Here is a 14,453-nt window from a genome sequence, read left to right on the forward strand (position 1 = left end):
CTAAAGCTTAAACAGCTCTCGGATCGACTTCGACCAGTCATGCTTTCTCGGGATTGCATCGAACGGCGTTAACCTAAGTCTGTTTAGCGCGAGTATCATTGTTGTTATTGCGCCCGTTGTCATCGCAAGGGCGGCTCCAATTATGCCGAGAATATACGAAAGCGGAAATAGAAGTATTAATCCGACTGCGAGTCCTGCTACTTGAACCGCCGTCATTACGGTTCCCTTTTTCTGGCCTGCTAGTGCCATGGATGCGATAAACGCAATCCCTGTGAAGATCGAGGAAGTCACCATAATAATTGCAGCGGGCACGGCTTCGGTGAATGCATCGCCAAATATAATTGGGATTGCGAAGTAAGCGACGACGGATAATATGCACGCGGTCAATATGCACAACGCCGCGCCTTGGCGGATTGACCGTAAGATGTGGTTTTGGTTACCGGTTGACATGGCTGCAAAGCTACTTGCGCCGACCGCTTGAGAAATCGGTGTTGGAAGCGTGCCGACGGTCAGTGCTATGGAATATAGTCCTGCGCCGGTCGGACCCAGGATCGGTAGGATCATGATTTGGTCTATTCGTCCAGATGCAATCGCAGCGAGTTGTCCGCCGGCCAGTGTGGACCCTTCTCTCGCCATTCCCCAAAAATCTTGTATTTTTCCTGATTTCATCCGTACCCAGTAAAGGCCCATTATGAATGTGGCTATATTGCCGCCTAAGGTTGCATATAGCACGCTGGATATCGTCAGGTTCCCAGTGGCCCAAATTGATACAATCACCACAAAGGAAGATGCGGCTTGTGTGACGCCGAGGATCGCCATACGTAGGTATTCTTTGGTGGCCACCAGTACGCTGACGTCAGCTGCCCATGATATCGACAATGGAATTAGCATCATAGATATATAGAATGCGACCCGTGTCGTCAGGGTCTGGTCTGCGAAAAATGCGCGGTCAAGAAGAAGTGCGATGGCGAGGCATGGCAGAGCGGTTAGTGCTGCGTATAGGCGAGCTGTTTTCATGACATCCGGTCGCTGCTCGCCCGATACGACCCGTCGACGAACAGCTAAAGGTATTCCAAGGCCGAAGAGTACTTGACCGACTGCAATTATTGCCAACATCGAGGCGGCTATTCCGCGACCATCGGGGCCCAGTGCTCGCGCGACAATCGGAACCGTGGCCAGCGAGAAGAGCAAAGCGATCAACCTACCAATGGCGATCATGGAGGGTGATCCGAGGATCCTACGTACCGCTCGTCTCCACGATTTGCGTTTGATGTCCGGGTTTCCGTCAGTCATTGGGTTCTCGGGCGCTGAGCGCTCTGAGTCTGGATGGACTTAGGTTGATGACCCTTATCGTCCTCGGTGGCGTCCTCATATCCGAGTTGAATAGCAATCTGCTTCGGGTCGCCAGTTGGTTCAGGTCGATCTTTCTTCCAATCGTTGTTTCTTCGTACGAATCGATCTGCTCGGAGAAGTGCAATTGGAGTCCGATTTATCCCGCCAAATAAGGTAGGGACTGGCAGCTCGTTGGACCACTTTCGGCGACAGTATTTGTAGGTTTGCCTATATGATCCTGCTAAATTTGCCAGCCTCTTGCTGTGGTGAACTATTTGCATTGGAACTGCGTAGCTGTTCAGGCCACGCCGTTGCGCTGTCTGAACGAGGTCAGTTCCATACAGATGAAAGCCTGGAAAGTTGTCGTCGAACTGTACACCGCTGGCCACACGGACGGCAAGGAGTACTTCGTCGAGGCTCTCTACTTTATGGTGTCCGCTGCAGGAGACACCAACTACTTTTCCTGAACCAGATGACCATGCTTGTCCGTATATTTTGTTTTCGCTGTCAATTCCAACTGCGCCGATAACTGCCCACTCGGGGTCGTCGTCCGCAAGATTGTTGAGCTGCCCCAGCAGTCTAGTAAAGAATGGCGCAGGCAGGTATACGTCTTGATGTATAAAAATTAGTACCTTATATGACGCATTTTGGAGCCGCGGGTTGAAAGCCTCAGCTGGCCTTCGGCAGCCTTGGATAATCTCCAAAGGAACTTCCCCCGATGCTATTGCCGGTGACCGACGGAGGCAAAAGTCAAGCACTCGTGTGTCGTTGACTGCGGCAACGACCTGAATGTCATCGAGCGTGAGCGGGTCCATACGTCTGTCTTCCTTCATGCTCAGTAGGCGGTGGCTTCAGAAACGGGACGCCAGCGGTGTCGTCGCGGCTAATGGCACGCGGCGACGTGGTGGGACTTGACGGGAGGTGGACCTCACTGGTTCATCCTCCACCATTTATAACCACTGCTGGTCTCCATGACGGCAGATCATTCCACAACGCTGTGTTTTGGGCTTCCTACGACGGCAGTCGGTTGACGAAGTTCAGCCAGGTAAGACATGCCCCGAATCGGTCGCGCTGCGCGAGTAGGGTGGCGTCCGTCGGGAAGTAGATCGTCCACGGGTGTAAGCCGCCGAGCGGGTGATCGGAGGGTCTGGAAGACTTCGCCCTCATGCGGGGAATCATTCTGGCGGGCGGCACGGGCTCACGGCTTCATCCGATCACGATGGGAGTGAGCAAACAGCTGGTCCCGGTCTACGACAAACCGATGATCTACTACCCCCTCTCGACCCTCATGCTCGCCGGAATCCGCGAGATCCTCATCATCACCACACCCCAGGACGCCGACCAATTCGCACGCCTCCTCGGCGATGGCTCCCAATTCGGCATCTCCTTGACCTACAAGGTCCAACACGAGCCCAACGGCCTCGCCCAAGCCTTCGTCCTGGGAGCCGAGCACATCGGCACCGACTCCGCAGCCCTGGTACTCGGCGACAACATCTTCTACGGCCCCGGCCTGGGCACCCAACTCTCCCGCTTCGACACCATCGACGGCGGAGCCGTCTTCGCCTACGAGGTCTCCGACCCCACCGCCTACGGCGTCATCGAATTCGATGCGAACCGAAAAGCTGTGTCGTTGGAAGAAAAGCCCGCCGCCCCGAAATCCAACTACGCCGTCCCCGGCCTGTACTTCTACGACAACGACGTCATCGCCATCGCCCGCGACCTCGCCCCCTCCGCCCGCGGGGAATACGAGATCACCGACGTCAACCGCCACTACCTCGACGCCGGCCGCCTCCAGGTCGAAGTCCTGCCCCGCGGCACCGCCTGGCTCGACACCGGCACCTTCGACTCCCTCCTCGACGCCTCCAACTACGTGCGCACCATCGAACAACGCCAAGGACTCAAGATCGGATCCCCCGAAGAAGTCGCCTGGCGACGAGGATTCATCACCGACGACGAACTACGCGCCCGCGCCGAGACACTCGTCAAATCCGGGTACGGCCGCTACCTGCTCGACCTGATCGACCGAGGAAACCGATGACCTTTCGTGAACTGAAAATATCCGGTGCCTACGAATACACCCCACGCCAGTTCGGCGACGACCGCGGCGTGTTCTTCGAATGGTTCAAAGCGTCCGCGTTCGAGGAGACCACCGGGCGAGCGTTGGATCTGAAGCAGGCGAACTGCTCGGTCTCCGCCGCCGGAGTGCTGCGCGGGATCCACTTCACCACCAACCCACCCGGGCAAGCGAAATACGTCACCTGCGCCCGCGGAGCGTTCCTCGACGTCATCGTCGACCTGCGCGTCGGATCCCCGACGTTCGGGCAATGGGACAGCGTGCTGATCGACGACATAGACCGCAAAGCAGTGTTCCTCTCCGAAGGCCTCGGGCACGCCATCTTGTCGTTGGAAGACAATTCGACCGTCATGTACCTGTGTTCGTTGGAGTACACCCCGGCACTGGACCGCGACATCAACCCCCTCGACCCCGCGCTGGGCATCGACTGGCCCACCACCGGCCGCGACGGATCGCCCCTGACCTACGAGCTCTCCGCCAAAGACAAAGCCGCCCCCACCCTCACCGAAGCCCTCGAAGCAGGAAACCTGCCCACCTTCTAGCTACCGGATCTCGAAGATGGATATGCCCCCATTTATCCGTCCACCGGGACGAGCAAGTCTCACACCAACGCACTGACGACCGCGCTGGCGATTATTTGGTGACCCTCGTTGTTCGGATGTAGGCCGTCGGGGTCGATCACGTCCGGATGACCGGACAGTGGCTCACCGATATCGAGATACCTGGCCTCTGTGCTTGCGGTTGCGGCCTTCACCCCGTCGATCAGGGTCGCGAAGTCCGCCGGAGGTTTGGTTGAATCCCAGATCGGGCTGGTGACTATCACCTCCGTGTTCGGTGCCGCAGCCCTGATGGCCGCGAACAGCGACGATGCAACCTGGCCGGTGACGCTCGCGGTACCGGCCTCGTAGTCGTTGCGGCCACCGGACACGACGACGATGTCCGGCTGGGCCGCGGCGATCACATCCAGTTTGATTCCGTAGTCGGTTTTTTGTCCGAGGTAGCTCGTGGTGTAACCGGAACCGCCCTCAGCGAGATTGAGCTCCGACCACCCCATCGCCGCCGACACGAGCGTCGTCCAGCGCTGTCCATTCGACGACGCACCGATGCCCTTGCTGTACGAGTCACCCAGAAATGCGACCACGGGCACGGAATCCGGAATGGACACAGGCGGGGGTGTTGCTGCCTGAGGAGCCTCGGACCGCGACCCGATCTGCCATCCCACGATTCCGCTGAACGCCACGACCAACACCGAGACAGCGATCGAGATGAGCACCGTTCTGCGCCCCGTCATGATGCCCCCACTTGCCACCGCGTCACGAGATCGACCGCCGGCAGGACACGCCTTTCGGATGGGTCATCGCGACCCGCATCGTGTGGACCATGTGCTCCCACGACGGAAACTCGAAACCGGACGGCAGTGGGCGCGGACCGCTGGACAGGCTCATTGTCATGGCCTGCGCTACCGCGTCCATGTCGGTGGGATCGCAGTACCGCACCGACTCACCGAGCAATTCTCGAAAGATGGGGCGGTCGGTCACCAGCACCGGTGCCTCGAGGCGTAGCGCCTCGAGTGGAGGCAGACCGTAGCCCTCGTTCAGTGAGAGGTATACGAACAGTGCGGCATTTCTATACAGCCATGCCAGCTGCTCGGTCTCGACGAAACCGGTGTAGCGAATGGAGCCGTCGTCGATAGCAGCGAGTACTTCTTGCTCGAGCTGGTCGGCCTTCCCGTTGGCCGGCCCCACGACCACGAACGGGCGGTTGGGTGAGATCGCTCCCGAACGCACTGCTGCGGAGAGTGTTGTTGCCAGATTCTTCCGGGTGTTCAATCGACCGACGGACAACACGAAGGAGCCGGGACGGAGGTCGAGTGCGGGAGGTGGTTGCGGATCGGCGTCGAGCAAGGATTGCGAGATGCCGAAGCCGGTTACCGCTGTGGGCGTCAGCCGAGGGTTGTGCCGAACGATGCGCGCGGCCTCGGTGTTGCTACTGACGAACAGCACACTCGCCGCGCGAGCGGCGATCATAATGGGGGAGAGATAGATGCGCTCGATCGTGGTGAACCACTCCGGGTTGGACTGGAACAGAGCATCGTGTACGAAGACGGCCGATTTGCCCAGCAGCGGAGAGTAATTCGACCCCCATGCCATGTCATATGGACCTGTGCGTACTCGTATCGACAGCTCCACCATGTTCTTCAGCGGCTGCGTAGGCAGGTATGTGCGGATCCATCGCACCCCTTGCCGTTCCAAGTCTGCCGCCTCCGCCGCTGTGGGACTGCGCCGCAGCGCCACGGTCAGTACGTCGCCCGGGAACTCGCGTCGCCACGCCGCGATCTTCTCGTGTGTGATGACGATGCCGGCGGGGGGACCGTCGAACCAGTAGTACCCATCGAACAGGACCCTCATGTCGTCTCCGTTCTGTCGCGTCGGGGCAGTACGACGAGCATCGCCACCGCCACCGCGATGCGTAGTCCGCTCAGGACTATCAACGTCCACACCAAACCTGCTGCACCGCCAACGAATACGCCGATCGTTTGGCTACCTACGTCGACGAGCACCGAGGCCAGTCGGGCTCGATGTGTGAACACAGGGCCGACGAAGAATCGGGTGGCCATCAGTGCCACCTCGAAGGTCTGCGTAGACAGGATCGCCATTCCCACCGGAACCACGTACGGCAGCGCAGCGGCGGGACCGATGTCGGAGAACAGCGTCGAAAGCGCCGTGTAACCCACCACCCCACACGCGCCGAGGCCGAGGGCCACCGCGATGTTCCAGCGCACCGAGACCGCGAGTACTGCACGGGTTCCCTGCGCGCTGAGTGTGGCGAACTGTTTGAAGATCAACGGCTGGATGCTCTGGATGATCACGAACGCCGGCGCGAACACCGGTGAATAGGCGAACCGGATCCCGGCAGTGGCAGTGTTGTCCTGAATCAGATACAGCAGCAGTGTGGCGATCTGGCTTCCGAATCCCAGGTAGACGGCCTCTGCGGTGATCCGCCACGCGATGGCGAAGTGCGAATCGGACTTACTGGTGGAGGTGGCTGTGCCGCAGAAGACGAGCCCGGCCGCGAGCACGATCAGCAACGTACAGAACCAGATCGGCAGCAGCGCACTGTTGTCGACACCGAGCGCGATCGTTCCCGCAGCGAGGAGTGCGCCGACGGCGTAGAGCCCCGCCAACAGTGCCGCATGCGAGTAGCTGCCACGGATGATGAGCACCTGACGCGGGAGATCGGAGATCACCATCGTCGCTGCCAGAGCTCCCACCGCGGCGGCATAGCCCCAATCGCCGCCGTGGCTTGTCCACGCGAACGAAGCAACACCGACCACAGTCGCGAAGACAAGGGTTCCGCGCCAACTCGACCACCGGTCGATGGAATCCTCGGGGCTGATACCTATTCGTGCTGCGTCGACGATGGGGGCGTAGATCCCCCACGCTCGTGAGGTCCCAACGGCGATGAAACCCAGTGCGGCACCGACCGACAGCGAAGCGAATTCGCCGACAGTCAACGACACACCGGCCGCGACGTTGAAGACGAAGAAGCCGAGGGACCACAAGCCTTGGTCGAGAGTGCGGACCAGAATGCCGGCTCGGGTGACGGTCGAGTTCTCGACCGAGGGGCTGGCGGTCATCGTGGCCGACCCACTCGGCCAGGCATCGCTGCCCCGAACGCCAGGCCCTCGGCGTACAGCTGCGCGGCGAGGTCGACAAACCGCTGCTTGGTCCACTGCGTCGTGCTGATGCGCGGCATGGTGGATGCTCGGACGACAGCCGCCGCCAACATGTCCCGTGTGGTCGCCGGGTCGGCAGGGAGCACGACCCCGGACGTTCCGGAATCCTCGAGCACCGAGCTGGCGCCGGTTCGCTCGAAGCACACCACCGGGAGCCCGCACGAGGCCGCCTCGCCCACCACGCCGCTCGCACCTTCCCGGCCCGAGGGATGCATCAGCACATCCGAATGGACCATCATGTCCAATACCGCTGCGCGGTCGAGGGATCCGTGGAAGGTCACTCGATCGTGCACGCCCAGAATCTCTGCCCTTCTGCGCAGGTACGCGCCGTGGCTCGTACTGTCGAAGCCCACGATGTGCAGGTGGGCGTTCTGCAGCATGGTCGACGCCAACGCCTCGATCGCCAGTTCCTGCCGCTTGCGCGTGATGAGGTGCCCGACGACGAGGATCTCGATTCCGTCGTGGTCGGCCCGAGACGGCCGTGCGGTGGGAAGATCAACCACGACGTTGGGAAACCGCCGGAACTCGGTATCAAAGTGTCCGACAGTCGCTTCCATCGCTCCGTTCTGCGCGAGTACGAGATCGCATTGCCGCGCGATGCGCGTCGCCGGAATCGATGCCACACGGTCCCGAACCGTCTGCAGAATCCTATGTCGACGTGATGCGGGCGAGGTGGGCGAAATGGCGAACACCGCGGCGACGCCGCCCGCCCCGACCGGCCCCCAGACTTTGTAGGTGTTCGGTGACATCCTCGTGATCGGTGTCGACAGTATCTCCGATGCGAACGTCACGTGATGCGCGTAGACCACGGAGTGTCTCCGCTCGATCTCGCGAATGTGTCTGACAGCCAGTCGAACCCATAATTCGTGCTCGAGCCGGGTGAACCGAGGATAGTGCCAACGAAAGAACGGCGGTGCCAGTGGAATCTCGACGGTGACGATCTCGAGGTGCTGCTCGAGCTCGGCAGGAACCCGCCCGGCGCAGGCTTCGGCAGAACGGCGCATCGTCACCAGGACCACCGTTGCATCCACGGTTCGAGCGTGCTCGAGGGTGGCGATCAAGAACTGCCAGCCGATCCCCGGTTCGCTGGGCATGTCCGGGTGAACCGTAAACGAGGACAACACGATTGCACGCGGTCGACCATCGGACGCCGCGAAGGTCATCGCGACCCCGCGAGGCGATGCCGTCTGCGCCGTCGGGGCGATCCGTGGGACGCCGGCGTCCGGGCATGCGTCTCTGCGTTCCGAATCGGTGTGGTCGCCGTCAGTGCGAGGAAGACCCAGGGGAATGCCAACCAGATCACGCTGGTCACGGATGTGCAGATCGCCAAGCCCAGAAACAAGGGAAGGGCGTGCGCTTTGTCTCGGGCGGCCAGGAACAGTGCGACGGCGAAGACGGCGAAGAAGGCCGAGCCCACGAAGCCCACGTCGTACAGAAGTGACAGCCACATCGAGCTGAGATACGCGGGGCCGGTATTGGTCGGGTCGACGGGGTTGAACTGCGAGAACGTGTTCAGTCCGGTTCCGAACGACGACGCGCCCCAGCCGCGTGCGGCAATTTGATCGATGGCGTTGTTCCACAGTTGGACGCGGTAGGCACCGGTCCCGCTCTGTGTGTCGATCACGTGGACCACGCGCCACAGAAACGTGTCCTCGTCACCCACGCGGTAATACACGTCCTGCAGGTAGAAGGCGACGAGGGTGAACGCGGCCACCGCCGAGACTACGGCTGTGGGATAACGCTTGACGCAACGGAACAAGACGCAGACGGCGATGAGCGCAAGGGCAATCCAGGCCGATCTGGTGGACGTCAGTATCAGTGCGATAGTGATCGGGATTGTCATCACCAGAACGTGTTTGGTCACGGCCGGGGTGCCGGCGAAGTAGTAGTCGATGCCCAGCCATCCGAAGCACAAGCAGCCCATGATGTTGTACTCGAAGGCCAGGCCGTCGATGCGGGTACTCGGATCGAGTACGAAGGCAGCGATGCTCACAACGCAGATGAACCCGAGAATCGTTGTGCCGGAACGGACGAAGAACCTGAGGTCGAGAGCCGACGTGACGAGTGGAACCACCGCGACGAGCGCGACGAGCAGCTGGATGGCCATGCGCAGGCTCGCTCCGGGTCGAGAGCGAAGACCATGCTCGACGCGAGTGCGACTGCGATGAGTCCGGCCCCGCCGAGGACGAGACCCGGACCGAGTGAGTTGCCGACGCTCGCGGGCGGGTCCCGCCGTACATGGGCGTGCAGGGCGAGCAGGAACAACGGTGTTGCGAAGTACTCGGGACGAATGCTCAGCCCTGCGACCGTCACCTGAACACCGTTGGAGCACAACGCGAAGAAGAAGACGCACCATGCCCATTCCATGCTTCTCAAGGATCCGACAGCGAGGACAACAGCAATCGCCGCCGCCAGCGCGATCGAGGCGATCGTGGGAACGGCCAGCGCCAGGTACACGACGACGGAGGCAGCGCAGACGAGTCCTGTCATTTCTGCAGAGGATTGGCCTGCTCTGCGGCCTACTCGCCCGGTGAGGAACATCGGGTCAGTGCCGGTTGGTGCGCACGGGTGCCGATTGCGTCGGCGGTGTTGGCACTCGACCAGGCTCGAAGTCGTAACCGTATTGATCTCGTCCGCGTCCCGTTGCCGGGACCATCGACATGACCACACCGAGCAGCGAGGCACCCACGTTCTCGAGGTTGGCCGCAGCGCGCGTCAATTCCTCGCGGCGGGTGTATCCGTACCGCGTGACCAGGATGGTGCCATCGCATTGTGTGGCGAGAGTGGCGGCGTCGGTGACCGTCAACAGGGGAGGCGAATCCACCACCACGTAGTCGAAGGCCCGTCCCAGATCACGCAGAAGGGATTGGGCAGTGGAGCTTCCCAGCAGTTCGCTCGGATTGGGCGGGTCCGGGCCCGAACCCAGTGCCCACAGATCGGTGTGGCCGGTGGTCTGCACCACCTCGTCGAGGCCGGCGTCGTGTGCGAGAACGGAACTGGCCCCTACCGAGCCGACGATGCCGAGGTCGGGCTGTCTCGCTGCTTGAACAACAGGGATGCATGGGTCCCGAGGTGTCGAGAATCACCCTCGCTTAGGCCTGGGTGGCGAAGCTCTTTATCGTTCCTGCTCTAGCTGGGGCGAACGCTGCTGGCTCTCCTAGCCCGGTAGTGAATTCTGAAGTCGAAATTAGGGACACGGATTGTCGTGACACGTCACAACAGGGAATTCGCCGAGTAAGTCTCGTGAATCAAACGAATGAGTGTGCGGCTTCAGTGTCAGTACTCATCCGGTGCACGGCGATCGAATACTTATGTAACGATTGAGCCACACAGTAGCCCGTTGCGGGGTTGTAGGAACGGACGAGGAGCTCGAAGCATGGAGATACAGGATTATCTGAAAATCCTGAAGGCGAGATGGATCATCATCGCCGTAACCGTGGTCGTAGCGATCCTCGGTGCCCTGGGCGCGTCCCTGCTGACAACGCCGCTGTACGAGTCGAGCGCCAGGATGTTCGTTTCAACGTCTGGAGGAACCTCGGTCAACGAGGCATACCAGGGCAACTTGTTCTCCCAGCAGCGTGTCGCCTCGTACTCAGAACTGGTGACCAGTGAGGCGTTGGCAACTCGGGTTCTGGCTGTGCTGCCGCTGAATCTAACTGCATCGCAGTTGGCGGCAAAAGTGAAAGCATCGTCCACTCCCGACACGGTCCTATTCGACATCACCGTCACTGATTCGTCCCCTTCGACGGCACGCGATATCGCGAACGCGATGGCGTCCGAGTTGACCACGCAGGTCGAAGAGCTGGAGACACCCGCAGACGGCGGGAGTCCATCCGCCGGAGTCAAGACTTTCCAGCAAGCGGATGCCTCGTCCACTCCGGTCAGCCCGAAGACCAAGCGCAATCTCGCCCTGGGTGCGGCTGTCGGCCTTCTGCTCGGAATTGCCCTCGCGGTGCTGCGCGACCGGCTCGACAACACCATCAAGGGTCGTCGAGAAATCGAGTCGATCTCCGGCAAGGCGCTCGTCGGCACAATTCCGTTCGACAAAGAACGGAAGGCACATCCGGCTGTCGACTTCCAAGACCTCACTCAATCGGCTAGCGCCGAGGCGTTCCGTGAGCTGCGCACCAACTTGCAGTTCCTCGAGGTTGACCATCCACCACGAGTCATCGTCGTCACTAGTGCGATCCCCAGTGAAGGCAAGACGACCACCGCAGTGAATCTCGCTGTCGCCCTGGCCGAAGCAGGCCACCACGTGGCTCTCGTGGAGGGCGATCTGCGTCGGCCGCGCGTCTCGAAGTACATGGGTCTCATTGGCTCGGTCGGAATGAGTACCGTTCTCGCCGGCCAAGCAACGGTAGAAGAGGTGCTGCAGCCCACCAAGTACGAGGGTCTGCAGGCCATGGCCTCGGGCCCCATCCCGCCGAACCCGTCCGAGCTGTTGGGCTCGGAAGCCTCGCGTGCTCTGTTGGTCGAACTGCGTTCGAGGTTCGACTACGTTATCGTCGACGGTGCCCCGTTGCTGCCCGTCACCGACTCGGCTGTCCTCACCACCCATGCGGATGGTGCTCTGCTCGTCACCCGCTACGGACACACGAAGTCCAACGAACTCGCGCGAGCGATCGGCAATCTCGAAACCATCGGTGCCCGTGTCCTCGGCGTGGTGCTGGCGTTGACCCCGTCGAAGAAGGGGGACATGTACAGCTACTCGTACAACTACACCGCCGATACCAACCTGCCTCGTCAGGTTGTGCCCCCGGTGCCCGCACCGGCACCGCAAGGCCCGGTCGAGCCATCTGGCCCGGTCGCTGCACCCACGCCGCCGCAGGCTGCATCGACATCCACCGGCTCGGCGCAGCCTGCGCCTTCGGCACCGACCGAAACTGCACGCTCGGCCGTCAGCGCGGCTCCATACGGACGAGCGCGGCGTCCCGAAGTACACACCGACCCGCCTAGAAACGGTACGGACAACCCCCGCTTCCGTAAATAGTCGGTTCCGTCGACAGAACTAGCGCGGCCGAGATTACTCACAGCCACAACCCGAAATGCCCCGCCACAATTGCTGTGGCGGGGCATTTCGACTGTTGGAGGCTAGACGCGACCCTCGAATTCCGCGACCACGAACAGCACGGTTAGTGCAAGCGTCAGGACTATCAACGCGATCCAAACAAATGGATGCGCCTTTTCTGGTGGCCTGACCCGGTCCCTACGTCGTTTTCCGAACACGGAACGAACTGTAAGTCAGCCGAAGAACAACCGCAGCCCCGTCGCGCCTAGTGTGACGAAGACGCGCGGGGCTGGGGTTATCGGGCTGTCAGCGCTGGGCTGTCAACGCTGGGGAGTCAACATTGCGGGACGTCGATGCTGACCGTCGGCTGATCGACCAAAGGTTGCACGGGCACCGTCGCCTCACCCGGAGCTGACGGCTCCTCGAGTTCCCAGGTAACCGTCTGCGACTTTCCGGGCGGAATGGTCAGATACGCGGCCTGCACAGGACGACCCAATTCGGTTCCGGCCTGGATGGAGAATCCGGAAACGCCGTTCACCTTCATGGACGTGATCTTCGCGCCCTGAGTGCCGTACAGATAGACGATCGACTCGTTGGTGCCGTACGGGACGTTGGGCTGGAATGTGCTCGCCACGTACGACGTCAGGCCGTTCGGATCCACATTGTTGGTCAGGGTCGCCGTCACTGTCGACTTACGGGTCCCGGCGGTGCAGGATTCTGCGGAATATTTGATATCGCGGGCCAGGTAGTAATCGAGCTTGTTGCCACCGGCATTGTTGACTACCACATTGGCGTAGGGAGCCGGGCTGTCCGGCAACACGTGACCCACCTTGGTACCGGCCAGAATTGCCTCCTCGGCCGGATCTGCGCTCCACACCGAAATTCGACCTTCACTGCCGGCGCGGCCCACCGCGTCGAGCAAAGATCTGGTGGGGGCAGCGCCCGTCGTCATCTTCTGTACCACTGCGGACGCAATCTGCTGTAGATACGCCTTGCGTGCCAACTGGTCGTCGCCGAACCTCGAATAGGCTGTGCTGAGGGTGATTTCGACGACGTTGTCTGCGGTGATCTGTTCACCGCCGGCCAGCGTGACCGGCCCGGTAGCTCCGAGGATGTAGCTCAACGCAATCGGATCGGTGGCTATGGCACCGTTGAGCACCTCACCGGTCTGCTCGGTCCACATGGACGACCAGATCTGGCCGGCATACGGAAAGTGCGGGCTCGCATTCGAGTTACGGAAGTCGGTCGTGGTGTTACGCGGCGCCCACAGTGCGTTGTACTCGGGGCCCAGGTCGATGGGCTGCTTCGCAAATTCGAGTTCGTTGTTGCTGCCGAGGGTGTCGACACGGGCGGTGCCGTTCTCGGCGCGAATGATGCCGTAGCCACCGAGCAGGCCGCCGGTACCGCGGGCCTCCGCGTTGGTCTGGAACGCGAGAAAGTAACTGCGCGGGCCGTTGTCGCCGAGCATCGACGGCAACAGCTGACTGGCGATGCGCGTGTTGGTGAGCAGGCCTGCGAGGTCGTGTGTTTGATCGATCAACGACGTACGTGCATCGCTGACGACACTGAGGAATGCGGGCTCGTCCACCTGCTGGGCTTGGAGGCTCAATTCCTCGGCTGCGGCGGCGGTCTGCTCCAGCACAGGTTGTGCGTCCCGGAGAGCGGCGGTATCGACCTTGCCGCCACCTTCGACGAGGCTGCTCGGGTTCAGGCTTTCGCCCGCCGTCGATGCGGGAGTGAGGACGTCCACGGCTAAACCGTGCACCACATCGGTGATCTGAGCTACCGATTTCAGCGGACTACCAAGGTAAGGAACGGCTTTCGCTATCGAAAACGGGACGGACGACGTTGCCGACACCGCGTCGTCCGCCGATTCCGAGGCCCGAGCGGCCGCGGCCTCGGCACCGGCCGCATCACCGTCGAGCAGAGCATCTTTCGCCTGCGTAGCGGAGTCGCGCGTCGCGTTCAGGCTGGACTGAGCGGTGTAGGCCTCGTACCCCAGCCACACCAGAAACGCGACGAGGACGACCAGCAGCACCCCCACCGTCAGGAGAATCGGCCGCTTCTTGCCGGATCGAGAACCACGAACATCGGTGGAACTGGTCGCCATTGTCGGTGGCCTCTCGGTCATAGGAAGTCGGTCGAGTGCATAGCCTAAAGGGGAGCGGCGGTTCCGGCGTACCTGTCGTTCGATCCGGGTAGAGCATTCACAGTGGGTCGACTAGGTTTGTTACGGGCGATGTAGATCGACGTTGCTGGGCGGCACGTCAGCCGAAAATTCACGCCGTCGAAGCATATGCGTT

At 61.3% G+C, this 14,453-nt stretch carries 13 protein-coding genes; 3 read left to right on the forward strand and 10 right to left on the reverse strand.

The genetic code is table 11. From position 1 onward, the window contains the following. Together AB0P23_RS10410 and AB0P23_RS10415 are read right to left on the reverse strand one after the other, a co-directional pair. Window positions 1-1,218, reverse strand: coding sequence for an oligosaccharide flippase family protein (locus AB0P23_RS10410; protein ID WP_363797502.1), 1,218 nt, complete (start codon window positions 1,216-1,218; stop codon window positions 1-3). Window positions 1,219-1,289: 71 nt separating this feature from the next. Further along, a complete protein-coding gene (locus AB0P23_RS10415) occupies window positions 1,290-2,165 on the reverse strand; it encodes a glycosyltransferase (protein WP_363797504.1) in 876 nt (291 codons plus the stop codon). Window positions 2,166-2,497: 332 nt separating this feature from the next. Between AB0P23_RS10415 and rfbA the strand changes: the two genes are divergently transcribed. Further along, window positions 2,498-3,370, forward strand: coding sequence for a glucose-1-phosphate thymidylyltransferase RfbA (rfbA, locus tag AB0P23_RS10420; RefSeq protein ID WP_283548691.1), 873 nt, complete (start codon window positions 2,498-2,500; stop codon window positions 3,368-3,370). Then, a complete protein-coding gene (gene rfbC / locus AB0P23_RS10425) occupies window positions 3,367-3,948 on the forward strand; it encodes a dTDP-4-dehydrorhamnose 3,5-epimerase (protein WP_363797506.1) in 582 nt (193 codons plus the stop codon). Before rfbA ends, rfbC begins: the two co-directional genes overlap by 4 nt. A 59-nt stretch (window positions 3,949-4,007) precedes the next feature. Here the strand turns inward: rfbC and AB0P23_RS10430 are convergent, their stop codons facing one another. The 7 genes from AB0P23_RS10430 to AB0P23_RS10460 form a co-directional block, all read right to left on the reverse strand. After that, entirely contained in the window at window positions 4,008-4,697 is a 690-nt protein-coding gene (locus AB0P23_RS10430; protein WP_363797508.1) for an SGNH/GDSL hydrolase family protein, read from the reverse strand. A gap of 22 nt (window positions 4,698-4,719) precedes the next feature. After that, complete coding sequence (locus tag AB0P23_RS10435) at window positions 4,720-5,814, reverse strand: glycosyltransferase family 1 protein (protein ID WP_363797510.1); 1,095 nt, start codon at window positions 5,812-5,814, stop codon at window positions 4,720-4,722. Further along, window positions 5,811-7,043: a hypothetical protein gene (locus AB0P23_RS10440; RefSeq protein WP_363797512.1), complete on the reverse strand. Its 1,233-nt coding sequence runs from the start codon at window positions 7,041-7,043 to the stop codon at window positions 5,811-5,813. The genes AB0P23_RS10435 and AB0P23_RS10440 overlap by 4 nt, the downstream gene beginning before the upstream one ends. After that, on the reverse strand, window positions 7,040-8,236 hold the full coding sequence (locus AB0P23_RS10445) for a glycosyltransferase family 4 protein (protein ID WP_363797514.1): 1,197 nt from the start codon (window positions 8,234-8,236) through the stop codon (window positions 7,040-7,042). Before AB0P23_RS10445 ends, AB0P23_RS10440 begins: the two co-directional genes overlap by 4 nt. 65 nt (window positions 8,237-8,301) lie before the next feature. Beyond that, window positions 8,302-9,249 (reverse strand): O-antigen ligase family protein, encoded by a 948-nt coding sequence (locus AB0P23_RS10450; protein ID WP_363797516.1) that lies wholly within the window; start codon window positions 9,247-9,249, stop codon window positions 8,302-8,304. Beyond that, a complete protein-coding gene (locus AB0P23_RS10455; RefSeq protein WP_363797518.1) occupies window positions 9,132-9,632 on the reverse strand; it encodes a hypothetical protein in 501 nt (166 codons plus the stop codon). The genes AB0P23_RS10450 and AB0P23_RS10455 overlap by 118 nt, the downstream gene beginning before the upstream one ends. Before the next feature lie 55 nt (window positions 9,633-9,687). Continuing rightward, window positions 9,688-10,104: a CpsD/CapB family tyrosine-protein kinase gene (locus tag AB0P23_RS10460; RefSeq protein WP_363797519.1), complete on the reverse strand. Its 417-nt coding sequence runs from the start codon at window positions 10,102-10,104 to the stop codon at window positions 9,688-9,690. Between the two features lie 414 nt (window positions 10,105-10,518). Here AB0P23_RS10460 and AB0P23_RS10465 point away from each other — a divergent pair, with 414 nt between their 5' ends. Continuing rightward, window positions 10,519-12,132 (forward strand): polysaccharide biosynthesis tyrosine autokinase, encoded by a 1,614-nt coding sequence (locus AB0P23_RS10465; RefSeq protein WP_363797521.1) that lies wholly within the window; start codon window positions 10,519-10,521, stop codon window positions 12,130-12,132. A gap of 352 nt (window positions 12,133-12,484) precedes the next feature. Here AB0P23_RS10465 and AB0P23_RS10470 read toward each other — a convergent pair whose 3' ends face one another. Further along, window positions 12,485-14,260: a DUF4012 domain-containing protein gene (locus AB0P23_RS10470; protein WP_363797523.1), complete on the reverse strand. Its 1,776-nt coding sequence runs from the start codon at window positions 14,258-14,260 to the stop codon at window positions 12,485-12,487. Window positions 14,261-14,453: the final 193 nt, after the last annotated feature.

Source organism: Rhodococcus sp. NPDC077669 (assembly GCF_040686915.1).
Lineage (GTDB): Bacteria > Actinomycetota > Actinomycetes > Mycobacteriales > Mycobacteriaceae > Rhodococcoides > Rhodococcoides fascians.